Below are 23621 nucleotides of genomic sequence, written 5' to 3'. Positions count from 1 at the left end.
GCTGGGTATCGATGGAGTTGCGAAGCTTCACGAACCCTTTCGAGGAGAACGCCATGACCACGAAACGCAAAGTAGCACGAAGGAAGATGAGTCTGCTAGAGCTGGCCACTGAATTGGGCAACGTCAGCAAAGCGTGCAAAATCATGGGCTATTCCAGGCAGCAGTTCTACGAGATCCGGCGCAACTACCAGACCTTCGGCGCCGAAGGTCTATTGGACCGCCTGCCCGGGCCGCGAGGCCCGCACCCCAACCGCGTCGACGAGGCTGTCGAGCAGGCCATTCTCGACTACTGCTTGGCTCACCCCACGCACGGGCCGCTCCGCGTCGCCCAACAGCTTGTCCTGCAAGGCGTCCAGGTCAGCTCCGGCGGTGTCCGCGGCGTCTGGAGCCGGCACGGCTTGCTCACACGCCACGAGCGGTTGCTGCGGCTGGAGAAGAGCGTGCGAGAGCAGCGTTTGGAGCTCTCGGACGAACAAATCCGCGTCCTGGAGCGCTTCAGTCCCGAGTTTCGTGACCGGCACATCGAGACGCGTCACACCGGCGATCTTGTGGCCGTGGACACCTTCTTCGTGGGCACGCTCAAGGGCGTTGGACGCGTGTATTTGCAGTCGGTTATCGACTGCCACAGCCGCTATGCCTGGGGCCGACTCTACACCACCAAGTTGCCGGTTACCGCGGTTCACGTGCTCAATGAGGACGTGCTGCCGTTCTTCGAGGAGCACGCCGCGCGCATCTCCACGATTCTGTCGGACAATGGTCGCGAGTTTTGCGGTCGACCGGACAGGCATCCGTACGAATTGTTCCTGCAATTAGAAGGTATTGAACATCGCACGACACAGGTTCGGAGGCCGCAAAGCAACGGTTTCGTGGAGCGGCTGCATCGGACGCTGCTCGACGAACATTTCCGCATCAAGGGCCGCGAGAAGTGGTACGAATCGGTGGAGGAAATGCAAGAGGATTTGGATAGTTACCTGAACCACTATAACCGGGAACGCACCCACCAGGGTCGCGGCATGAACGGCCGAGTGCCCTACCAGGCGTTCCTGGACGGCATCGTAAACGACGAGGCAGAGGCAGAAACAATCGAAGAAGCAGCATAACCATCACCCCGCCAGGGGCGGAGTGTCAGGTGAATACTATCTCTGTACAAATAGGACATCGTAAATCATGCGCTCATATAAGGAAATAATAGCCTTAAGGTCACCAATACTCGTTTTTTGACTCTAGAAATTCTTCAAACTCTTGTGCTATTGAGTCAATATCGTTATAGTCTTGCCAGTTCTCTCCATATACTTTCGTTGCCCATCCATCTAGTTGGGCTTCATAGAGAGCATTATCGCTTTTTGTGCGGGCCTTTTCTGCACGACTTTTATCTAATTTCTCGTGGCATCGAATGCATACCACAGCTAGATCGCAAGTGTCTTCTTTACCAAAGCTATCATAATTGAGGTGATGGACCTCTAGTTTACTTTTGTCAAAGTCCCAACCACAGCGTTGGCACCAATATTTTCCATCACAAAATGTTCCTTCTATTGCCTTTTCCCGTTTTTGTTTCCATTTCAAGCTTGAAATATAGCGCTCGTACTCTTCTTTCATGTGTTTAGGAACCATTGGCAACCCACCTATTGCTCAACAGATGATCGTGGAAGCTCTACACATCACGAAACATAGCCACCATCTCACTCCGCGCCCTCACTCATCCTTCAGCTCTGAGTGCCGTTCGTAGAAGCCTTCGATGGGTTCGAGCTTGCCGCCGCACTTGGGGCATATGAGTCGTTCTGTTCCATCCGGCAGATAAGGCGTTTGGCATTGGACACACATCATAGGTTGGGTAGCAGAAATATGCTTATTTCTGACGCGAAAGTATGACCGTGTGCATATTGCCCCGACAACTATACATAGGGGTCCCAATAAATAATTTGCTCCGCGGAGATCTATTACAAGGCCATATTGCCTGCTATAAAATAGTGGTACAAGCAAGACAGCGAGGCCAAATAATATACACGGGATCCCAATCCATATGAAATATCTGTTCCCTACTGGCATGGTACTAAAGCGCATACAGGTGCACCCTCTCTAGATCTAGGATAGGTCAAACTTCTATTTCTTAATGTTCTTCGATCATTTCGACTAACTTTGTGATAAAAGCGGGGATGCCCCCCAGCCCCTCAGGCACACCCGGCATGAATCCGCCCGCAAGATCAAGCACCGGGTTAAACTTGTCCGCGTTTTGCAGCACAAACCTCGCTGCCGCCGGCGGCAAATACGGCAGCGCATCCCAGATAAGCCCCAGCGCCGTTTCCATCGCCACGACGCTCCCCACTGCGCCGAGCGCGGTGAGCTCTATGACGAGAGCAGAGTGGAGTAGCCCCCGTTTCGACCGGACACCTCGGCATACCGAAGAGGTAGGTCTGGAGGCATGTCTAGACATAGTGCTAACGAGTATCCGACGGTAGAGGTGGTGCACAGTGTCCAGCGCCGGCGCTGGGCACTGACCGAGAAGTTGCGGATCGTCGAGGAGTCGTCGCAGCCAGGCATGAGCGTCTCCTACGTGGCCCGCAAGCACGGCATCGCCCCCAATCTCCTTTTCCGCTGGAGGAAGCTCATGAGCGAGGGCGGCAGGAAAGCCATCGAGGCCAACGACACGGTTGTTTCGGCAGCCGAAGCGCGGGCCATGAAGAAGCGCATCCGCGATCTCGAGCGCCTTCTGGGCAAGAAGACGATGGAAGTGGAGATCCTCAAGGAGGCCATCGAGATTGCGCGCGAAAAAAAAACTGATCTCGCGCACGCCATTGCCCTTCGAGGACGATACCCCATGACGCGCGTTGCAGACGCCATGGGCGTTTCCCGGTCCAGGCTTGTGGAGCGCGTCGGCGCCCAGCCAAAGGTGAGGCCGCCTCGCTATTCCAAGGCAGAAGATGAAGCGCTGCTGCCGCTCATTCGCGACATCATCGACGATCGTCTCACGTACGGCTACAGGCGGGTTTGCGCCGTGCTCAATCGACGCCTGGTTGAGTTGGGCCAGCCTCGCGTGAATCACAAACGCGTTTACCGCATCATGCGCCTTCATGGACTTCTGCTGACGCGGCATTCCGGCAAGCGGCCGACGCGCGCCCATGACGGCAAGGTAATTACGCTGCGCAGCAACCTGCGCTGGAGTTCCGACGTCTTCGAAGTGTCCTGCGCCAATGGCGAGGCGGTCAGGGTGGCGTTCGCCATTGATTGCTGCGACAGGGAAGTCATCGGCCATATGGCGTCGAGCCGGGGCATTTCCAGCTCGATGATCCAGGACCTGATGCTGGAGTGCGTCGAGAAGCGGTTCGGGACAAATCGAACTCCCCGCCCGGTGCAATGGCTTTCGGACAACGGCTCATGCTACACGGCGAAAGACACGGTGGAGTTCGCCTCGTGGCTGGGCCTGGAGAGCCGGTTCACGCCCGTCAGGAGCCCGGAGAGCAACGGCATTGCCGAAGCGTTCGTGAACACGTTCAAGCGTGATTACGTGCGCATAAGCGACAGGCCGGATGCCGTGACGGTGTTCGGACAGCTGGCGGACTGGATCGAAGATTACAACGAGAGGCATCCCCACAAGGGGTTGCGGATGAAATCTCCTCGCGAGTTCATCCGCTCTATGGCAACAGCCGAGTGTCCGATTTAGCGGGGGCAACACCACAGAGGCCAGAGCCGCAATCGGGCAAACTGGTCCGCTCCCATCGGCAGCGAGAGTTGTTATAGAATCAACGCAGCAACAAAACCGCCTACAACAATTATGGCAACGAGGTACAGTATCGACCAATACACATTGTACAGTAACGCAAGCCCTGCAATCTCGTGATAATTTAAACCAAGAAACAAAACCCCAAAGAAGATCAGGAGCAAGCCGAAAAGTTTATGTAATTTCGTGAACTCAAAAATTCTTGGGAGATATGTCGACCAAACAATGAACTCTGCAATTCTCGAGTCGTTCTCGTATTTGGACGCAATAATTCAAAGAATACCTATGCACATCGCCAGAACAGGACCAACAAAGCAGTTCTACTCATCCCCAAGGAGCCACTGGATAAGATATATTCCAGTAATAGTCATAGCTGCTACATTATACTTTGCATTTTTTGGCATCATGAATGTCCGCATTCCGACAACGTACCTACTTTAGTGACGTAATATTAAAGCAAAGCATCCTGCCAACGCAAACGACGAGAGAGGGAGAATAACCCAATGGATGCCGAGGCTATCAGCGAGATCAAAGACATGGCTATAAAGTATAGCCATAAACAGCATCCCAAATATGATCGCGTACCAACCTTCTCTCCTATAGTTCACCTCTTCCCGCCACCACTCTCTCATATCTGCATTCCATACCAAAAAACGTGCCACCATGGAGACGTCCGTGTACTGGTCTGCAAAGTATGACAATACACCTATGAGTATTGCTCCTGTGGCTGAGGTAAACGGCAACCACTGATCACCAGGGACAACTGGGCTCCAAACCAGACATAGAGTAGCTGCCAATAGTATATTGTATTTCAAATTTCTTACCTTGACATCACACGTCGCAATCATAGCCAAGAAGACTGAAGACATGCGTCCATCAAACACCATGCCTGCCGCATTCTGTATCAGAATCACTGGGACAATACCAAAGCAAATATCCCGGCAAGGGCTATGGAGAAAAGTGGTAGCAACACCCAAGGCACATTGAGACTTTGGGCAATCTCTAAAACTGCATCATAACGAACTGCAATGAGCCCGGCGCCCAAGGCTACTTCAAAAAATGCTGACTTCTTACAATGTCCCGTCTCACCAAGTTCACGCATTTCAATATTCCATGCGATAAAACGAGCAACGGTTGACTCATCTTGATATTGTTCGGCAAAGAAAGTCATGACTCCAATTAATATGACACCTGTTCCTCCAGCAGGAAATAGCCACACATCGCCAAGAAGTAACGGACTACACATGGCGTATATAACGACGATAAGTAGCGTAGTATACTTAAGATGTATCACTTTCATTTACATACCACATTGATAGGGCCAATATAATTCGAGTGCCACCCTCTGTATCCACTAACGCAGGTTCAGGACCCGACCTGTCCCAACATACAAATGAAGGCGACCGCCCCAACCGGGCATTCGCCTTCTTCATATGCGGGCTCACTCATCCTTCAGCTCAGGATGCCGCTCGTAGAAACCTTCGAGGGGTTCGAGCTCGCCGCCGCATTTGGAACAGGTCAAGTGCTCAGTTCTGTCGGGCTGATAAGTTGTCTGGCATTTTGGGCAGATCATGGTTGTGAAAATTGAAATATGCTTCTTCTGGGTGAACTGAGATGGATATAACCTGACACTGACCACCAAAAGGTTGTGGTCATGCCGTCCCTGGCTGGGTATCGATGGAGTTGCGAAGCTTCATCCAACCCGCAGCGAGGAGAACGCCATGACCACGAAACGCAAAGTAGCACGAAGGAAGATGAGTCTGCTAGAGCTGGCTACCGAGCTGGGAAACGTCAGCAAAGCCTGCAAAATCATGGGCTATTCCAGGCAGCAATTCTACGAAATCCGGCGCAATTACCAGACCTTCGGCGCTGAAGGCCTGCTGGATCGTCTGCCCGGGCCGCGAGGCCCGCATCCCAACCGCGTTGACGAGGCTGTCGAGCAGGCAATCCTCGACTACTGCTTGGCCCACCCCACGTACGGCCCGCTCCGCGTCGCCCAACAGCTTGTCCTGCAGGGCGTTCAGGTCAGCTCCGGCGGCGTCCGCGGCGTCTGGAGCCGGCACGGCTTGCTCACCCGACACGAGCGACTGCTACGGCTGGAGAAGAGCGTGCGGGCGCAGCGCCTCGAACTCTCGGACGAGCAGATTCGCGTTCTGGAGCGCTTCAGCCCCGAGTTCCGCGACCGACACATCGAGACGCGCCACACCGGCGACCTCGTGGCCGTGGACACCTTCTTCGTGGGCACGCTCAAAGGCGTTGGACGCGTGTATTTACAGTCTGTTATCGACTGCCACAGCCGCTACGCCTGGGGCCGACTCTACACCACCAAGCTGCCGGTCACCGCGGTTCACGTGCTGAATGAAGACGTGCTGCCGTTCTTCGAGGAGCACGCCGCGCGCATCTCCACGATTCTGTCGGACAATGGTCGCGAGTTTTGCGGTCGACCGGACAGGCATCCGTACGAATTGTTCCTGCAATTAGAAGGTATTGAACATCGCACGACACAGGTTCGGAGGCCGCAAAGCAACGGTTTCGTGGAGCGGCTGCATCGGACGCTGCTCGACGAACATTTCCGCATCAAGGGCCGCGAGAAGTGGTACGAATCGGTGGAGGAAATGCAAGAGGATTTGGATAGTTACCTGAACCACTATAACCGGGAACGCACCCACCAGGGTCGCGGCATGAACGGCCGAGTGCCCTACCAGGCGTTCCTGGACGGCATCGTAAACGACGAGGCAGAGGCAGAAACAATCGAAGAAGCAGCATAACCATCACCCCGCCAGGGGCGGAGTGTCAGGTGAATACTATCTCTGTACATTCTGGGGAACAAAAAAACGCCATATTAGTACTGATCCAACAGCAATTAGCAGTGGCCCCAGGATATAATTTATTCCATGGAGATCAATTACCATCTGGAACTTCCCACTGTAATACACCGGATCTATGATTATCAGCACGCCATACAACGCGAAAGGAACCCCCATTAATGCCCAGTAGCTCCTTTTCTTTGTGTACATATTTCCCATCTTGAACCTTATCTTGCCTTTTTAAGTCTATTCTTCAGAGGAATTGTTCAAGCGGAATATCACTTCTTTTACAAAAGCTGGTATGCCGCCCAGACCCTCTGAAAATCCCGGCATGAAGCCCCCCGCGAAGTCTAGTCCATCCTTAAATTTGTCCGCATTTTGCAGCACAAACCTCGCTGCCGCCGGCGGCAAATACGGCAGCGCATCCCAGATAAGCCCCAGCGCCGTTTCCATCGCCACGACGCTCCCCACTGCGCCGAGCGCGGTGAGCTCTATGACGAGAGCAGAGGCCAGAGCCGCAATCGGGCAAACTGGTCCGCTCCCATCGGCAGCGAGAGTTGTTATAGAATCAACGCAGCAACAAAACCGCCTACAACAATTATGGCAACGAGGTACAGTATCGACCAATACACATTGTACAGTAACGCAAGTCCTGCAATTTCTGGATAGTTTAAACAAAGAAACAAAGCTCCAAAGAAGATCAGGAGCGAGCCGAAAAGTTTATGAAACTTCGTGAACTCAAAAATCCCTGGGATATATGTCGACCAAACAATGAACTCTGCAATTTTCGAGTCGTTCTCGTATTTGGACGCAACAATCCAAAGAACACCTATCCACATCGCCAGAACAGGACCAACAAGGTAGTTCCACGCGTCCCCAAGGAGCCATGGAATAATATATACCCCAGCTATAAGCCCAACAGCTGCATTGTACTTTGCTCTTTTACACATCATGAATACCCGCACTCAAACGATGTATAAGATTCAATATAGCCCCAGCCACCATACCACCCAATGCTGACTTCAACACCATCTTGATGACCTTTCCATGACGTACTTTTTGTAGCGCCCAGAGTAAATATACTTGCACTATGCCCATTCCCCGCGAACGCCCATCCTCCTACAAGCACATTTGCCCATCCTTCCATAGCATGCAGGGGTGTTTTATAGTCACATGATGTACATGTCGGATACAACTCTATTTGAGAGGTCGTACCTCCTAATAACGTCGCTGAAATTGCTGGCCCAAACAACGTAGCCTTATATACACCATTGTATTGCCTCCCCTTAATAAAATTATCTGCCACGCGTTTTTCAGGGATGCATGCTGTTGAAACATTACACCTCAGAAAACAAGCATCGCCGCCTTCTCCAACTGTCATCATTATGGCAGTCCCTCTGATGTTCACCGAATAATTCGGCCATGGAATTCTATCGGGAGGTACATACTGCTGTATCGTTTGCTCTGCCTCCACCGCCTCTACCCGGCACTTGCAGTTCGGATGCGGCCGCTTTGGGACATCATGGTAGTTGTACATATGGCCATCCCGTTTGCGGCAAATCTCGCACGCGCCGGGGTTGGCTATCCAGCGCCTTTTCGCAAACGGATTCTTCGTATAGATTTTTTCATCTTTATCGGTCAACAGTGGCGGGCTCAGGTTTATCGCGGGCATGGTTCGCTCCTTTGGGTAGCGTTGAATGGCTGTGTCGCAACGCAACGTTACCCGCGACATGCTGTGAACACCGCGGGGAAGCGGTTCCGGCTGGTTTCCCCCGCCAGCCCCCAGCACACGAAAAAAGGCGGCCGCCCCAATCGGGACAGCCGCCTTTCACCTTGAAAAATCAATATGATTTTCAGCTCTCAGAAACTGCATCCACAATTGAAATTGTGTTCTGCGGCAAGGAGGGCGAGGTTTTGCGCGGAGAGAAGCATATACAACAGCGAGCCTGACGCCGCCGCAGGGCACAAGGGCATTGTGGAGACGGTTTCTACTCGCCCACGGACTCCCACTCGGCCCACTCCGGGCTCTTGAACTCCCCGCTCTTGCCGCCGCTCTTGTAGAGCAGCTTGAGCTCGCCGAGCACGATGTCCTTCTGCACGGCCTTGCACATGTCGTACAGGGCCAGGCCGGCTACGGAGGCCGCGGTCATGGCCTCCATCTCCACACCGGTGCGGTCGGCCGTGCGCGCCTCGGCCTTCACCAGCACGGTGGAGCGCGCCTCGTCCAACCCGAATGACACGTCCAGGAAGCTGAGCGGCAGCGGGTGGCACAGCGGAATGAGTTGCGCCGTGAGCTTGCCGGCCTGGATGCCGGCGATACGCGCCGTGGCCATGGCGTCGCCCTTGGGCAGGGCCTGCTCCTTCAGAAGGCGGAATGTCTCGGCCGAGAGCCGCACCTGCATGCCGGCGATGGCGCGGCGCTGGGTCACGTTCTTGCCGGCAACGTCCACCATGCGCGCGCGGCCCTGCTCATCTATATGGGAGAATCCGGACATGGGTACCTGCTGGGTTCGGGTTGGCTCCAGGTACGATGGAGTGGAAGAGCCGGATCGGGACAAATATGAAGTCGTCTCAACAATAGGCATTGTGTTCTATGGCAAGGAAGGCGAACTCCGCGCGGAGGGAGTGCATACACCAATATTCGACCTTCGAGCGGAGTGAGCCTGACGCCGCCACAGGATGCACGGGCATTGCTGAGGCCGCTTCTACTCCTCGTCGCCCACTGCCTTGTCTTCCTTCTTGAAGAAGTTCTTCACCTTGTTCATGGGCTTGTTCTTTTCGAGCTTCTTGAACCCGCGCAGCAGCTCTTCCTGCTTCTTGCTCAGGCGGGAGGGTGTCTTCACCGTAACCTCCACCAGCAGGTCGCCCTTGTGCTCGGAGCCCAGGTACGGCAGGCCCTTGCCCTTGAGCTTGAAAACCTCGCCGGACTGCGTGCCGCGCGGAATCTCCATGGTCACGGGCTCGTCCAGGGTGGGCACCTCGATCTTCTTGCCCAGCGCCGCATCCACCATGGAAACGGAGGTGGCGTAGACCAGGTCCTGGCCCTGGCGCTCGAAGGTCTTGTCCTCCTCCACATGGATGACCACATAGAGGTCGCCGGGAGGGCCGCCGTGCTCTCCGGGCTCGCCCTCGCCGCGCAGGCGCAGGCGGCTGCCGTCGTCCACACCGGCCGGAATGCGCACGCTCAGGTCGCGCATGACCGCATTGGTGCCGCGTCCCCGGCACTTCGGGCAGGGATCCGTAATGACAACACCCTCGCCGCGGCACACCGGGCAGGTGACCGCGATGCGGAAGAAGCCCTGGGACTGGTGGATCTGCCCGGCGCCGCCGCAGTGCTTGCAGGTCTCCGGGCTGGTACCGGGAGCCGCGCCGCTGCCGTCGCACTCCTCGCAGGGTTCGTCCCTGGGAATGGTGATGGTCTGCTCCACCCCCTTGGCCGCCTCGCGGAAGGTGATGGTGAGATTGTAGCGCAGGTCCATGCCGGCGCGCGGCCTGGGGCCGTGGCTGCGAGCGCCGCCGCCGAACCCGAAGAACTCGCTGAAGATGTCGCCAAAGGCGCTGAAAATGTCTTCGTTGGAGTTGAAGCCGCCGAAGCCGCCGGAACCGCCGTTGCCCACGCCGGCGTGGCCGAACTGGTCATAGCGCTGGCGCTTCTGCGAATCGCGCAACACCTCGTAGGCTTCTGCCGCTTCCTTGAACCGGTTCTCGGCCTCAGCGTCGTCCGGATTGCGGTCCGGGTGGTTCTCGAAGGCGAGCTTGCGGTACGCCCGTTTGATCTCGTCCTCGGACGCCTCGCGGGAAACGCCCAGCACCTCGTAGTAGTCGCGTTTGGAAGTCATCGTGTCCATGGCGTCCGGTTACGCAGTTGCCTCTTCAGGGGCTTCGGGTTCAACCACCAGCACCTTGCCGTCGGCAATCTCGCGCAAGGCGTTGACCACTTCCTTGTTCTTCGAGGAAACGAGCGCCTCGTAGCCCTCGCGGTACTGCTGGACACGCTTGATGCCCATCTGGACGAGCAGGAAGCGGTTGTCCACCTGCTTTTGACAATCTTCAACTGTGATACGTGCCATGTCTGGCTCCTTATGGTGATGTTGCGGAAGCGTTCGCGGCGTTTTCCGGAGCGTCCTCCGGCCCTGCGGCCGCGCCTTCCTCGAATAGTTGACCGGTCAGTTCATCGGCGAGGCGCTGTCCGCCCTCGCCCACGGGGTACCAGGGACCATCGTCCCCGCCAAGAGAAACGAGCGTGCCCACCCCGGAAGGCAGCTCGTACCAGAAAATTTGCAGCCCGTTCACGTCCAGCCCCGTGTCGAACACCCGGAGCACGAGAAACCGGCGGGCGTCGGCCGGCAGCACATCCCGCGGCTCGTCCGTGTAGCGCAGGTCCGCCAGCTTCCAGACGGCCATGCCCAGCTCGCCGAGCTTATGGCCGCCGTCCGGACCGTCCAGCATCCAGACTTTGTCCTGCCGCTCTACCGTGGCGTTTTGCACGCCGCGTCCGGGCTCCACATACGACGCTTCGATGCGCGTGACGTCGTGCGCGGCGAAATGCATGATGGACCGCTCGCGCAGGGAGAACGCCGTGCGCAGCATCGCGTCCACATCCTTGGCCGCCACAACCATCGGCATGGTCTGCCAGTCCGACTGCAGCACGAACGTGGCGTTGGTGCCGTCCAGCGGATCGGCGTCCTTGGGCCGGTACACGGAGAAAGCCAGCCGCTCCGGCGTGTCGTTGCCGCGACGCCGCACGTATATATCGAAGACCGGCTCTTCCACAATGCCCGCCTGCGCCGCGGGCTCGAAGAACCGCGTCCCCTTCAGATCGAGAAGACGCGTGGCGTAGGAGTCCGCTTCCATATTCGAAACGGCCTTACTCTTCAAGGTCTCCGGCCACGTGAACGACGCCTGGGTGGCGTTGTCCGCGTCAAATGAAATCTCCCAGCGCTCGGCCCGCTTCCCTTCGCCCGGTCCCTCCAGGCGGATGGAGGCCAGGGCCTTGCGGTTCATGTCCAGGGCGCGGAGATCGAAAAACGTATCCGCGCTACCGGCCAGACGGCTCGCGTATGATGAGTCCAGCAGCAGGACTTCGCCGTGGTTCCGGCCTGCCGGGCCCTGCAACTCCGCCTCCGGGGCCGGACCGTCCGCCAGTGCGTAGACACCGTCTCCGGTCGGGTTCATTCCGCCAACCGTGAGGGAGAATTCCATCCCGTCGGCGAAGACACTAATACCTCGTGTGGCGTTGTCCACCCCATACCCGGCCAAGTCCTCGCCGTCCACTGCAAGACGCCGCAGCGGCGGGTGGCCACGCAGGAACGCCGTCAGGGCCTCGGCCTTGTCGCGCTCCGCCCGCACCGTCTGCCCGCCGGGCGGGGTCACGAACCACTCGCCGGCCTTTTTGAACAGCGTCACGTCGCCGGCCGGCTTGCGAATCACCACGCGGTCCACGGCGCCGTCGGAAAAATCAATCCACGGTCCGGTATCCACGGCGCTTTCCCCGCCCAAGGGCTCGGGCACGCCGGGCTCGGTTTTCTGGGGCGTCTCGCCAGGCAGCCACACCGCCAGAACCCACACAGCCACAGCCAGAATTGTCAGGTAGAGCACGCGTCGCATGTTCTGCGCTCCCCCTACGCCTTGCCTGAGTTGCCCGGATTCCGCTGATACCGCGGACGGCGGCGGCGCATCGCCACCACGATAGCCAGGATGATGCACGCGAGCGGCGCGATCACCACAGGCACATAGGTCATCACCGCGCGCTGCAGCGGCGTCATCACCAGGAACGCGGCCACGGGTCTGGGCTTGTTCACGCTGATCAACGACTCATGCTCCAGCAGCCAGTTGAGGCTGTTGCGCGCCAGGTCCTTGTCTCCGCCGATGACGATGAAGTCGTCGCTGAGGAAATCCTGGTCAGCAAAAAACACGCCGCGCGTCTCCGGCGCCTTGGATACCGTCGCATTGGTGGCGTTGGCCTGTGCTGCCGGAGCAGCCGCCGTTGCATTGGCGGACCCGGCGCCGCGCGCCGGTCCTTCATATACGGCTCCCAGCCAGAACGGTCCCATGGTGTCCTCGCCGGGGTTGAACGCGGCCGTGCCCTGATGCAGCCCCTGGATGTTGGTCTCCAGCCAGGTCTGCTCCCCGCTGAAGGCCAGCCCCTGCGGTTCGGTCGCATTCTTCGCCGTAGCGGCGTTGCCATCGGCGGCCAGCAGCGCGCCGGAGGTGGGGAAGAGCGTCATCAGCGCGAAGTCCCGGGTGATGGGCATGCGCGAGTACTTCTGCGCCAGCGGCGTCATGGCGTCGCCGGTCATGGCCTGGCTCAGGGTGTCCACCACAAAGCCGCTTGGCATCTTCAGGCCGAACTGTTTCGTGATCCAGGCGTCCAGGTTGGTGGGCGTCTCCGGAGCCAGGGCGACCAGCACCCGGCCGCCGCGGTCCACGTACTCGTCCAGCACCTTGATCTCGTGGTCCAGGTAGTTGTCCGTCGGCCCCAGGATGAGCAGCAGGTCCACATCATCAGGCACGGTTTTTGTCTTGGCCAGGGTGATGGGCTGCACCGTGCCGCCCTGGTCCGTGAGCAGTTTCTTGAGCGTGGTCGCGCCGTGGCCGCCCGGGGCGTCCACATCCAGCTCGCCGTGGCCAGTGACCACCCGCACCACGCTTTTGCGCCGCGAGGTCGCCTTGACCACCGCGTTCACCAGAGCCTGCTCGTCCGGGAACACAACCTTGTCGCTCCGGCCGTCGGACTCCACCACCACGGCGCCGGACTGGCGCACGTCCATCTGCTTGGCGCGGAAGGGCGCGCGGTCCGGGTCCACTATCTCGTAGGTGAACTGCTTGCTCTGCTGGGCAAAGAGCTCCAGCATATCCTCGGTCTGGCTGGAACCTTCCGAAGGCCGGAAGAACGCCACGGCATGGACCGGTCCGGTCAGCGAAGCCAATGCGGCTTTTGTTGTCTCGCTCAGGGAGTAGCGCTTGTTCGAGGTCGCGTCCCAGCGCCAGTCGTGCTTGGCGGCCAGTACGTTGAGCCCCATCAGCAGCGCCACGGCCACTATGCCCGTCAGCACGGTCATGGAAAGTCGTTTCAGCATGCCGCTACGCCCTCCACCGCTGGTTCTCCAGCGAAAGCACCGTGAGCCAGAAAAAGCCCGCGATGAAGGTGACGAAGAAGATGACGTCGCTCCCGCCGAGCACGCCCTTGGTGAAGGGCTCGAAGTGCGTGAGCATGGAGAGGTTGGCCAGGACCGGCTTGGCCCCTGCCGGCGCGGCGTCCTTGAGCCAGGAGAGCACCCAGAGCAGGAGCAGCGCAACAAAGGTGGCCACCGCGGCCACCACCTGATTCTCCGTGAGCGACGAGAGGAACAGGCCCAGGGAGCAGAAGGCCAACGCCAGGAGCAACAGGCCCAGATACCCCACCAGCATTGGCGCGATCTCCGGCCTGGAGAACATGAAGAGCAGCCCGGCGCTGCACAACGCGGAAACGCCGATGGCCGCGGCCAGGAACCCCAGCAGCGCAACCAGCTTGCCGGCCGCCACCTCCCACTCGCGCACCGGGTAGCTCATCAGCATCTCGAAGGTGCCCATGCGCTTCTCTTCGCTGAAGCCGCGCATGGTCAGAAGCGGCAGGAAGAACAGCAGGATGATGCCCGCGTTCTGCAGCTGCGGCCCGACCACCAGCTCCATGAGGGTGAAGTCCGCCACCTCGGGCGAGCGCATGGCCTCCATGGAAAGCATCTCGTAGAACCCCACGCCCACGACAAAAAAGTAGCCGCTGGCCAGCAGGAAGAAGGCCATCAGCACATATGCCAGGGGGGAGCGGAAGTATATGGCCAGATCCTTGTACGCAAGAAGCAACGTCTTCTTCATGATCCGGCCCCTTGCGCGCCTGCCTGGGTTTCACCGCCGTTCTCGGCAAGGCCGGCCTGCCGGTGCACCAGGTTCACGAAGGCGTCCTCCAGCCCTGCGCCGGCCGGCTTGAACTCCAGCACGCCGTACCCGGCCTGGGTTGCCAGGCGAATGATGTCTGCACGGCGATCGGCTGCGCCGTCCGTGGTCACCGTAAAGGCGCCCTCGCCGTACTGCTCATAGGATACTTCGACAGAGCGCACCCACGCCGGGGCATCGAGGGTCTTCAGAGCCTCGCCCGCATCGGCCTGATCCACGTCCAGCCGGATGATGTGGCTACCGTGGCGGCCGAAGGTATCCACCAGGCCGCCGGGGGTGCCCTCTGCCACAATGCGTCCCTCATTGATGATCAGCACGCGGTCGCAGGTCAGCTCCACCTCGGGCAAAATGTGCGTGGAGAGAAGGATGGTCTTATCCTTGCCCAGCTCGCGAATGAGGTCGCGTATCTCGCGTATCTGCTGCGGGTCCAGCCCGGCCGTGGGCTCGTCCAGAATGAGCAGCCGCGTGGGCCCCAGGATGGCCTGGGCCAGCCCCACGCGCTGGCGGAAACCTTTCGATAGATGGCGCACAAGCTTGCCCCGCGCCTCGGTCAGCCGGCAGCGCTCCATAACTGCGGCCGTATCGCCCTTGGCGTCGGCCGCCTCCTTGAGCCGTGCGGTCCAGACAAGGTGCTCCTCCACCGTCAGCTCCGGGTAGAGCGGCACGTTCTCCGGCATGTAGCCAAGCTGCGAGCGCAAGGCCAGCGGTTCCTTCTGGATGTCCTTGCCGGCAAAGAGCACGCGCCCGGAGGATGGCTGCAGATACCCCGTGAGGATGCGCATGGTGGTGGACTTGCCGGCCCCGTTGGGCCCCAGCAGACCGAGAATCTCGCCCTCGGCCACGGTGAAGCTGACGTCGTGCAGAACGCGCGTGGAGCCGTACGTGTGGGAAAGGTTGAGGACTTCGAGCATGCCTCGTTCCTGTCCTTCCGATCAGGGTCTTTTGATGGAACAGATGATCGTGTAACGGGTTTTTGGGGTGGAGGTCCGGACGTGGGCGGAGTTTCGGGCCCTGACGCCCCTTGCCCTTGGTGAAAAAAGTGCCTACATCTTCGCCGGCGGCAACGCCGCTCGCCTGCAGAGGCGTGCGGGAAACCGCCCCGAGGCCCCTGCCACACCGTGGCGCGTCTCAACCTTGATGTGAACAAGCCCGATCCGCAGACCACAGGCGGAACGTCGCAGACTTACTCCCGACCATTTTCAGCGTCAAGGCGCTGACGCGACGGATACCCTTTCCTTAACCACTTGTAATAAGCCGCATGTCCCGCAACAAGCTCACATACGCACAGAAGAACTGCATCGCCTCGGCAGGCAAGCTCATGCAGCAGCTTTCCATGATCCAGCCCGGCTCGCGCATCGGCGTGGCCGTGTCCGGCGGCGTGGACAGCCTCACCCTGCTCGAAGTCCTGCTGCACCGCCAGCGCATCCTGCCTTTCCGCATCGAGCTCATGGCCCTGAGCCTGAACCCCGGGTTCGACCCCGAGGCTCACAAGCATGTGGCCCGTTTCGCCATCGAAAAGGGCGTGGCCGTGCACACGGAGCTCACCGACCACGGCCTGGAGGCGCACTCCGACCGGAACCGCAAGAACTCCGCCTGCTTTCTGTGCAGCAAGCGCCGCCGCACCCGACTGTTCGAGCTCTGCCGCGACTACGACCTCACCCACCTCGCTTTCGGGCACAACGCGGACGACCTCGTATCCACATTTTTCATGAATCTCTTCCAGGGCGGCCGGGTGGAGACCCTCTCGCCCATCGAATCATTTTTCGACGGTCGGCTCATGGTCATCCGTCCACTTTTATGGCTCGAAAAATGCATAATCAAGCGCGCGGCTCGCAAATGGGCGCTTCCCGTGGAAGAGAACCCCTGCCCGTCTGCGGCCACGAGCAATCGTACCCGAACATTTGAATGGTTTTGCAAAGAATGTGGTAACGATGCGCGGAAAAAGAACAATGTGCTCAACGCACTGCGCAGGTCAGCTCTTGACCATACCATTGATTTGCATTACTGACTAGCCACTGCTGGGTAATTTTCCGTTGCCTCGTTCCGGCGCAGGTTGAAGGAAGCCGCACTTAAATTCAGCTTGATGCAAGCCAACCGGAGACACGCACCACCCAATGCTTCTTAGAAAATACCACATTGTCGTTTTCAAAGATAATGAAGGGGCCTGCAGGACCCTTCGCCTTCGTGGTTGGATTTTCTTCGCCCTTTTTGGACTGTTCGCTGTGCTCATTGCTGCGAACGTCCATTTTTTCAGGTACTTCAGCACCTATCACAACCTGAAGACCAACCTCGAAGCCTCTGAAAAGACGATTTCGGAACAGAACAACCAGTTGCTCACTCTGGCCAGCAAGATCAAAACGCTGCAAGGCGATCTCACCCGTATCCGTGATTTCGACTCCAAGCTCCGCGTCATGATCAACCTGGACGACCAGATCGACACCAACACCTCGGTGGGTGGATCCAAGAGCCAGGACTTTTCCGACAGCTACCTGCCCGTCTATCGCCAGGAGCTGCTCGCCCGCAAGATGCACAACTTCCTCCACCAGCTGAACACCGACGTCCAGCTTGAGGAAGTACGCCAGCAGGAGCTCATGCAGGCATTCAAGGGCAACCTAGAGCTGCTTGCCGCCACGCCGTCCATCTGGCCGTGCGAAGGCTGGGTCACCTCCCCCTTCGGCCCGCGCATCTCGCCCTTCACCGGCCGCAGCGACTTCCACCAGGGCCTCGACATCTCCAACCAGGTCGGCACGTCCGTCTACGCACCGGCCAAGGGCGTCGTCTCCTTCGTGGGTGTAGAAGGCGGCTACGGCAAGACCATGGTCATCAAGCATGGCAACGGCCTTGTCACCCGCTTCGCCCACCTTTCCGCCATCGACGTGAAAGAGGGCCAGACAGTGGAGCGCGGACAGCAGGTTGCCGAGATGGGCAACACGGGCCGTTCCACCGGTCCCCACCTCCACTACGAGGTCCGGCTCAACGGCACGCCCGTGAACCCCATGCGCTACATCCTCAACTAAGAGTCAGGGCCGCGTGCCCGCTGATTTACTGATACTCGGAGCCCCTTGCGCCACACCGCGCCGGGGGCTCTTTCTTTTGCGCCGCCGGAGCCGGCAGTGTATACGTGTGCCATCATGTGCGGATTGACTGGCTTTCTCGGCCCGGCCACACCGGGCGCCGACCCCCGGCCCTATACCGACATCCTCGACGCCATGTCGCGGCGCATTGCCCACCGCGGCCCGGACGGCGCCGGCGCGGTCTACCTGCCGGGGCTCGGCCTGGGCCTGGCCCACACGCGCCTGGCCATCCTCGACCCCACACCGGCCGGCGCGCAGCCCATGGCCCTGGTCGATGGCGCCGCCGTGCCACACAGCCCGGGAAGCTCCGTTCAATCGACCTCCTCCAATGCCTCGTGGATCGTCTACAACGGCGAGATCTACAACCACATGGACATCCGCCGCCGGCTGGAGCGCGAAAGCAATATTCAGGGCTGGCGCTCCGGCTGCGACACCGAGACACTGCTGGCCGCCTGCGCCGCCTGGGGCGTGGAAAAGGCCGTGGCCAGCGCCGTGGGCATGTTCGCTTTCGCTTACTGGGACGGCTCTTCGCGCACGCTTACCCTGGCGCGCGACCGCATGGGCCTCAAGCCACTGGCCTACGGCTTCGTTGGCGGCAACGCCGGCGAACGCGCCCTCCTCTTTGCCTCCGAGATCACCTCGCTGGAGGCGCATCCACAGTTTCCCGGCCTGGCGAACCTGGACGCCTCGGCCCTGGCCTCCTTTTTCTGCTGGGGATGCGTGCCCGCGCCGGCCACCATCTACACCGGGTTCCACAAGCTGCCGCCCGGCTGCCTGCTCACCATCCGGCCGCAGGACGTCCGCGAAGGGACGCTGCCCGAGCCGCACCAGTACTACTCCGTGGCGCGCCTCGCCGCCGCGGGCCTGGCGGATCCGCTGGTTGACGAAGACGACGCCGTGGAGCGGATGGAAGACGCGCTGCAATGCGCCGTGGCCGACCGTCTGCTTTCCGACGTTCCTCTGGGCGCATTCCTCTCCGGCGGCACGGACTCCTCCCTGGTGGCCGCGCTCATGCAACGCGCCAGCGACCGGCCCGTGGCCACCTTCACCATGGGATCGCCCCACCCGGAGCACGATGAATCCGCAAAGGCCGCGGCCATTGCCACGCACCTGGGCACGCGGCACACGCACCTGCCCGTGACCGAGGCCGACGCTCTGGCCCTGGCCGCGGATATGGGCCGCCTCTACGACGAGCCCTTTGCCGACTCCTCACAGATTCCCACGCACCTGGTAAGCCGCCTGGCCCGAGGCCACGTGGCGGTCTGTCTCTCCGGCGACGGCGGGGACGAGCTCTTTGGCGGCTACAACCGCCACCTCTTCGGACCGGCCATCTGGCGGCGCATCGGCGGCGTGCCCTTTCCTGTGCGGCGCGTCCTGGCCGCGATCCTGGCGCGCGGCGGCGAGTCCGCCCTGGACCGCGCCTACCGGCTCATCGCCCCGGCCCTGCCCCCGGAGCGACGGCAGATGCTTTTCCGCCAGAAGGCGGCAAAGGTCCGCCGCGGGCTGCTTGCCCACGATCGCGAGGCCTTCTACCGCGCCCTGGCCGCGCTCTGGTCCGAGCCCCCGCTTTCGGCGCAGTTTGGCTCCACAACAACACCACCGTGGCCCCAGCCGCGCATGACCGCCGGGCTCGAAGAATCTCCCGGTGGTGCCCGCGCCCTGGATTTCGGCGACTGGATGCAGGCCGCCGACCAGCTCGGCTACCTGCCGGACGATATCCTGGCCAAGGTGGACCGCGCGTCCATGGCTGTGGCGCTGGAGGTGCGCGTGCCCCTGCTGGACCATCGTGTGGTGGAGCTGGCCTGGCGGCTGCCGCGCTCCCTGCGCATGAACCACGGCCATGGCAAGACCATCCTGCGCACGCTCCTGTCCCGCCACCTGCCGCAGGAGCTGGTGGACCAGCCTAAGCAGGGCTTCGGTGTGCCCCTGGCCGACTGGCTGCGCGGACCGCTGCGTCCCTGGGTCGAGGAAATGCTCGCCCCGGCCTCCCTCGGCAGCCACGGCCTGCTCGACGTCCGCGCCATTCAAAGCGAGTGGCGGCGGCTCCTGGCCGACAACGACCGCTCCGGCATCAACGCGCCGGCCATGCGCATCTGGGCCGTGTGCATGTTCCAGGCGTGGTACGCAGAAAGGACTTCCCGATGACTCAAACCGCGCCGCGCATCTGCCTTGTCAGCCACATCGCGCTCAACCTCTGGCTCTTCCGCCGGCCCCTGACGCGCATGCTGGCCGAAGAGGGCTGGAACGTGACCTTTATCGCGCCCGAAGGCCCGCACATGGACCACCTGCATCAAGCGGCCGCGGAGATCTGCACTGCAATGGAAGGGATACGGGACAATGCGGCGGAGTGCGTGACGATCCGGACCTGGCCGCTGGAACGCGGTTCCCTCGCCCCAAGCGCGGCCCTGCGCGGCACGCGGGCACTCGAATCGATCCTTATCGAGGAAAAGCCCGACGTCATCCACACCTTCACCCACCAGCCTAACATCCTCGGCCGGCTCGCCATGCGGAAGGTCTCGCGCGCCCTGCGCCGCCGGCCTGTGCTGATCAATGCAGTCACCGGCCTGGGCAGCTGCTTCCTGGGCAGCGGACTCAAAGGCGTCGCCGTGCGCATGCTCTTCTACCAGCTCTACGCGCGCACAGCGTCCAAGGCCCGCGCCGTGCTCTTCCAGAACGAGGACGACCGCCTCTACTTCGAGTACCGGCGCCTGACCGGCTCCGCCAGAACAGCCGTCATCCGCGGCAGCGGCGTGGATACCGAGCGGCTGCGTCCCGGCCTGCTGGGCCCGGCGGCCCGTAAAAAATTCCGCGCGTCCCTGGGGCTCAAGCCGGACCACGTGGTCTGCACCATGGCCGCGCGGCTCATCCACGACAAGGGCGTGCGGGAGATCCTGCTCGCGGCGCGGTCCCTGGGCGCGGCCCTGCCTGAGCTGCGCTTCCTGATTGTGGGCGAGCCCGACCCCGGCAACCCGCGTTCCCTGACCGACGAGGACATGAAGACCTTCTCCGGCCTGGGCAACGTGCTCTTCCCGGGTTGGCGCGAGGACATGGCCGATGTCTGGGCCGCCAGCGACATGGCCGTGCTGCCGTCGTACCGCGAGGGCCTGCCCGTGAGCCTGCAGGAGGCCATGGCCTGCGGCCTGCCCGTGGTGACCACGGACGTGCCCGGCTGCCGGGAGCTCGCCCGGTCGCCGCAAGGCGAGCTGCTGCCGCCCGAAACGTGCGGCGCCATGCTCGTTCCGGCTGGGGCCTGGCCGCCCCTGGCCGAGGCCATCGGCCACCTCGTGTCCCAGCCGGAGCTGCGCACATCCCTGGGCCAGGCGGCCCGCAACAAGGCCGTCCAGGAATTTGACGCCCGCGCCATCGCCAGGCAGACCATCGATCTCTACGCAAAGCTGATGCGCTGACTGTTGCGACTGTCGCGCCTTTTCACCCGGAAGATTCCCAAATCCGCCCCATCGTTGCGTATGCGGCCTTCCGTTTCCATAAAAAAAGCCGGACCCCGAAGGGCCCGGCTCGAAGCGTTCGCATGAGAGGGACGGCTATACCGGCGGCGTGTCCGGATTGACCACCAGCACGGGCACCGGAGCCAGGTGGATGAGGTCGCCCATGGCTTCGGCCAGGTAGGTGCCCTTGGCTGCGCCGGTTTTCTTGTTACGCCCGGCCACCACGATCATGTCCGCATCCTTCTTCTTGACCATCTCCAGGATCTCCTCCACCGGATCGCCCTGCACCACCTCGATTTCCAGGTTGGGGCACTCCTTCAGATCGCGCTCGCAGACATGCTCCATCTGCTCGCGGGCGTGCTGCAGCTCCCAGCTTTGGAAATCCTTGAGCACGTTGGGGCTGGGGTAGTTCCCATACGCCGGGAAGAAATCGCACAGATTGACGGCGACGTAGAGCATCACCACGCCTGCCCCGTACTTCCTGGACAGGGACAAGACGTGTTTGGCGGAGTCGATGGAGCTTTTGGAGAGGTCGGTAGGCCACAAAATAGTTTTCGGTTCCATAGAGCGGATCTCCTCGTTTGGCGACGCGAATTTTTTTGAGTTCTGTTCAGAATACACGATTGAACCACTGAATCAACCATATTCCCTGCAGCGCGCCAACCTTTTCGCAATTGCGTCGCGTGCGCTGCCGCTCTATGATTCAAGCCATGGAGCATTCGCCCAGATACCCGGCCGGCAAGCGCGTTTTCGACATCGTAGCCGCCCTTCTCCTTGCGCCGCTGTGGGTTCCGGCCCTGGCGCTGGCCTCCTGTGCCGTGCTCCTGTCCATGGGACCACCCATATTCTTCCGCCAGCAACGGCCCGGCCTGGGCGGCAGGCTTTTCACCATGTACAAGCTGCGCACCATGCTGCCCTGTACAGAGTGTGGCGAGGCCGCACTGGCCAGTGATCCGGCGCGCGTCACTCGGCTGGGACGGTTCCTGCGCCGCACCAGCCTTGACGAGCTGCCCGAGTTCCTCCATGTCCTTTCCGGCCGCATGAGCCTGGTGGGACCGCGGCCCCTGCTGCCGGAGTATCTGCCGCGATACACGTCGCACCAGGCGCGAAGGCACGAGCTGCCCCCCGGCATGACCGGCCTGGCCCAGACGTCCGGCCGGCGCGGCCTCTCCTGGGAGGAGACGTTCGAGCTCGACGTGTGGTATGTGGAGCATCGCTCCCTGCGGCTGGACATCGCCATCCTCGTCCGGACCGCAGCCCAGGTTTTCCGCGGCGGCGCAGACAACACGCCGGACCGCGGCGCCTTTACCGGAACCGACCCCGCGGGCACCGCCCCGCAGGACCATACTTCAACACACGACACGCCATGACCCAACGCATCTTTCTCTCGCCGCCGCACCTTTCCGGCGACGAGCTCGATTCCCTGCGCGACGCCCTGGGCACGCGCTACCTCGCCCCGGCCGGCCCCACCCTGGCGGCTTTCGAAGACGACGTTTCCACAATCCTGGGCCTGGACCCGGAAGAGCGGCGCGTGGTCGCGCTCAACTCCGGCACGGCCGCCATCCACCTGGCCCTGGTGCTGGCCGGCGTGGGCCCGGGCGACACGGTCCTCTGCTCGGACCTCACCTTCATCGCCTCCATCGCCCCGGCCGCCTATCTGGGTGCGACGCCCGCATTCGCCGACGCCCACCCGGATACCTGGAACATGGACCCCGCACGCGTTCGCGAGGCCTTCGAAACGTCCCGCGCCGCCGGGATTCCGGTCCGGGCCGTGGTTCTGGTCCATCTCTATGGGCGGCCGCTGCCGCCTGGCCACCTGGCCGAGATCCAGGCCCTCTGCCGCGAGCACGGGGCCGTGCTTGTGGAGGACGCGGCCGAGTCCCTGGGCGCGACCACCGGCGGTACGCCCACCGGAATCCTCGGTGACTTCGGCATTCTCTCTTTCAACGGCAACAAGATCGTGACCTGTTCGGGCGGCGGCGCCCTGGTCTGTCCGGACGCCAAGACCGCCAAGCACGCGCTCTCCCTGGCCACCATGGCCAAGGACCCGGCCCCGCACTACCAGCACTCGGCCATCGGCTACTCCTACCGCATGCCCAACGTGCTGGCCGCCATCGGCCGCTCGCAGCTCCCCCACCTGCAAGAGCGCATGGCCCAGCGCAAGGCCGTGCGGGATCGATACATGCAACAGCTCGACGGCCTGCCCGTCGCCTTCATGCCCGAGCCCGAGAACGCCGCGCCCAACTGGTGGCTCACCTGCGTGACCTTCGGCCACGGCCCCGGCGACGCACACGGCCACGAAATGTGCGAGACCGTGCGCCAGGCCCTGGACGCCGAGAACATCGAAGCGCGGCCGGTGTGGAAACCCATGCATATGCAGCCGGTCTTCAAGGACGCCGCCGCGTTCCTCAATCCCGAAGGCTGTGTAGGCGCCGACCTCTTCGCCCGCGGGCTCTGTCTGCCGTCCGGCTCCACCCTGTCCGAAAACGACGTGGACCGCGTGGCCGGCGTTGTGCGGACGGCTCTGGGTTAATTGACGAGAGGCACCGAGGGACGCTGTCCCTCAGCACCCTGCAAGGGGCCATTGGCCCCTTGACCCCATTCTGGGGGTTTGGGGGAACAGTGTTCCCCCAGCCGCCGGAGGCAA

Annotated in this window: 23 protein-coding genes; 9 read left to right on the top strand and 14 right to left on the bottom strand. The window is 61.1% G+C overall.

Annotation, left to right across the window (positions count from 1 at the left end; translation table 11 throughout):
* Window positions 1-53: 53 nt before the first annotated feature.
* Window positions 54-1100: an IS481 family transposase gene (locus E8L03_RS16395; RefSeq protein ID WP_171267946.1), complete on the top strand. Its 1047-nt coding sequence runs from the start codon at window positions 54-56 to the stop codon at window positions 1098-1100.
* 100 nt (window positions 1101-1200) lie between these two features.
* Here the strand turns inward: E8L03_RS16395 and E8L03_RS16390 are convergent, their stop codons facing one another.
* Both E8L03_RS16390 and E8L03_RS16385 read right to left on the bottom strand, forming a co-directional pair.
* Window positions 1201-1596 (bottom strand): HNH endonuclease, encoded by a 396-nt coding sequence (locus E8L03_RS16390; RefSeq protein WP_171267945.1) that lies wholly within the window; start codon window positions 1594-1596, stop codon window positions 1201-1203.
* A gap of 511 nt (window positions 1597-2107) precedes the next feature.
* The gene (locus E8L03_RS16385; protein ID WP_171267944.1) at window positions 2108-2311 is read right to left on the bottom strand and encodes a hypothetical protein; all 204 of its coding nucleotides are present in this window, start codon (window positions 2309-2311) and stop codon (window positions 2108-2110) included.
* Between the two features lie 108 nt (window positions 2312-2419).
* Here E8L03_RS16385 and E8L03_RS16380 point away from each other — a divergent pair, with 108 nt between their 5' ends.
* Window positions 2420-3658, top strand: a complete 1239-nt coding sequence (locus E8L03_RS16380) for an IS3 family transposase (RefSeq protein ID WP_171267943.1) — start codon at window positions 2420-2422, stop codon at window positions 3656-3658.
* A 967-nt stretch (window positions 3659-4625) separates the two neighbouring features.
* Here E8L03_RS16380 and E8L03_RS16375 read toward each other — a convergent pair.
* Window positions 4626-4886, bottom strand: a complete 261-nt coding sequence (locus tag E8L03_RS16375; protein ID WP_171267942.1) for a hypothetical protein — start codon at window positions 4884-4886, stop codon at window positions 4626-4628.
* Between the two features lie 550 nt (window positions 4887-5436).
* Here E8L03_RS16375 and E8L03_RS16370 point away from each other — a divergent pair.
* Window positions 5437-6483, top strand: a complete 1047-nt coding sequence (locus E8L03_RS16370; RefSeq protein WP_171266644.1) for an IS481 family transposase — start codon at window positions 5437-5439, stop codon at window positions 6481-6483.
* A gap of 285 nt (window positions 6484-6768) precedes the next feature.
* Here the strand turns inward: E8L03_RS16370 and E8L03_RS16365 are convergent, their stop codons facing one another.
* The 10 genes from E8L03_RS16365 to E8L03_RS16320 form a co-directional block, all read right to left on the bottom strand.
* Entirely contained in the window at window positions 6769-6981 is a 213-nt protein-coding gene (locus E8L03_RS16365) for a hypothetical protein (protein ID WP_171267941.1), read from the bottom strand.
* Between the two features lie 101 nt (window positions 6982-7082).
* The gene (locus tag E8L03_RS16360) at window positions 7083-7475 is read right to left on the bottom strand and encodes a hypothetical protein (RefSeq protein WP_171267940.1); all 393 of its coding nucleotides are present in this window, start codon (window positions 7473-7475) and stop codon (window positions 7083-7085) included.
* Window positions 7472-8194, bottom strand: coding sequence for a structural protein (locus E8L03_RS16355; protein ID WP_171267939.1), 723 nt, complete (start codon window positions 8192-8194; stop codon window positions 7472-7474). The genes E8L03_RS16360 and E8L03_RS16355 overlap by 4 nt, the downstream gene beginning before the upstream one ends.
* Window positions 8195-8510: 316 nt before the next feature.
* Entirely contained in the window at window positions 8511-9017 is a 507-nt protein-coding gene (gene moaC / locus E8L03_RS16350) for a cyclic pyranopterin monophosphate synthase MoaC (RefSeq protein WP_144306351.1), read from the bottom strand.
* 210 nt (window positions 9018-9227) lie between these two features.
* Entirely contained in the window at window positions 9228-10361 is a 1134-nt protein-coding gene (dnaJ, locus tag E8L03_RS16345; RefSeq protein ID WP_171268515.1) for a molecular chaperone DnaJ, read from the bottom strand.
* 18 nt (window positions 10362-10379) lie between these two features.
* Window positions 10380-10592 (bottom strand): DNA-directed RNA polymerase subunit omega, encoded by a 213-nt coding sequence (gene rpoZ, locus E8L03_RS16340; protein ID WP_144306350.1) that lies wholly within the window; start codon window positions 10590-10592, stop codon window positions 10380-10382.
* A gap of 10 nt (window positions 10593-10602) precedes the next feature.
* Window positions 10603-12129, bottom strand: coding sequence for a hypothetical protein (locus tag E8L03_RS16335; protein WP_171267938.1), 1527 nt, complete (start codon window positions 12127-12129; stop codon window positions 10603-10605).
* Between the two features lie 14 nt (window positions 12130-12143).
* Window positions 12144-13601, bottom strand: coding sequence for a GldG family protein (locus E8L03_RS16330; protein ID WP_171267937.1), 1458 nt, complete (start codon window positions 13599-13601; stop codon window positions 12144-12146).
* Window positions 13602-13605: 4 nt separating this feature from the next.
* A complete protein-coding gene (locus E8L03_RS16325) occupies window positions 13606-14376 on the bottom strand; it encodes an ABC transporter permease (protein WP_144306347.1) in 771 nt (256 codons plus the stop codon).
* Complete coding sequence (locus E8L03_RS16320) at window positions 14373-15365, bottom strand: ABC transporter ATP-binding protein (protein ID WP_171267936.1); 993 nt, start codon at window positions 15363-15365, stop codon at window positions 14373-14375. The genes E8L03_RS16325 and E8L03_RS16320 overlap by 4 nt, the downstream gene beginning before the upstream one ends.
* 347 nt (window positions 15366-15712) lie before the next feature.
* Here E8L03_RS16320 and E8L03_RS16315 point away from each other — a divergent pair, with 347 nt between their 5' ends.
* The 4 genes from E8L03_RS16315 to E8L03_RS16300 all read left to right on the top strand — a co-directional run bounded on the left by E8L03_RS16315 (window position 15713) and on the right by E8L03_RS16300 (window position 20935).
* A complete protein-coding gene (locus tag E8L03_RS16315) occupies window positions 15713-16462 on the top strand; it encodes a tRNA lysidine(34) synthetase (RefSeq protein ID WP_171267935.1) in 750 nt (249 codons plus the stop codon).
* Window positions 16463-16568: 106 nt separating this feature from the next.
* Entirely contained in the window at window positions 16569-17471 is a 903-nt protein-coding gene (locus E8L03_RS16310) for a M23 family metallopeptidase (RefSeq protein ID WP_144306344.1), read from the top strand.
* A gap of 114 nt (window positions 17472-17585) precedes the next feature.
* On the top strand, window positions 17586-19673 hold the full coding sequence (gene asnB, locus E8L03_RS16305) for an asparagine synthase (glutamine-hydrolyzing) (RefSeq protein ID WP_171267934.1): 2088 nt from the start codon (window positions 17586-17588) through the stop codon (window positions 19671-19673).
* Window positions 19670-20935, top strand: coding sequence for a glycosyltransferase family 4 protein (locus E8L03_RS16300; protein WP_171267933.1), 1266 nt, complete (start codon window positions 19670-19672; stop codon window positions 20933-20935). Before asnB ends, E8L03_RS16300 begins: the two co-directional genes overlap by 4 nt.
* A 135-nt stretch (window positions 20936-21070) precedes the next feature.
* On the opposite strand, the gene E8L03_RS16295 is transcribed toward E8L03_RS16300, so the two are convergent.
* A complete protein-coding gene (locus E8L03_RS16295; protein ID WP_144306341.1) occupies window positions 21071-21538 on the bottom strand; it encodes a universal stress protein in 468 nt (155 codons plus the stop codon).
* Window positions 21539-21684: 146 nt separating this feature from the next.
* On the opposite strand from E8L03_RS16295, the gene E8L03_RS16290 reads away from it, so the two are divergent.
* Together E8L03_RS16290 and E8L03_RS16285 are read left to right on the top strand one after the other, a co-directional pair.
* The gene (locus tag E8L03_RS16290) at window positions 21685-22344 is read left to right on the top strand and encodes a sugar transferase (protein WP_171267932.1); all 660 of its coding nucleotides are present in this window, start codon (window positions 21685-21687) and stop codon (window positions 22342-22344) included.
* On the top strand, window positions 22341-23507 hold the full coding sequence (locus E8L03_RS16285) for a DegT/DnrJ/EryC1/StrS family aminotransferase (RefSeq protein WP_171267931.1): 1167 nt from the start codon (window positions 22341-22343) through the stop codon (window positions 23505-23507). The genes E8L03_RS16290 and E8L03_RS16285 overlap by 4 nt, the downstream gene beginning before the upstream one ends.
* Window positions 23508-23621 lie beyond the last annotated feature (114 nt).

The organism is Oceanidesulfovibrio marinus, from assembly GCF_013085545.1.
Lineage (GTDB): Bacteria > Desulfobacterota > Desulfovibrionia > Desulfovibrionales > Desulfovibrionaceae > Oceanidesulfovibrio > Oceanidesulfovibrio marinus.
The sequence above is the reverse complement of the archived record's forward strand: the minus strand, read 5'-3'. Positions and strand labels throughout refer to the sequence as shown.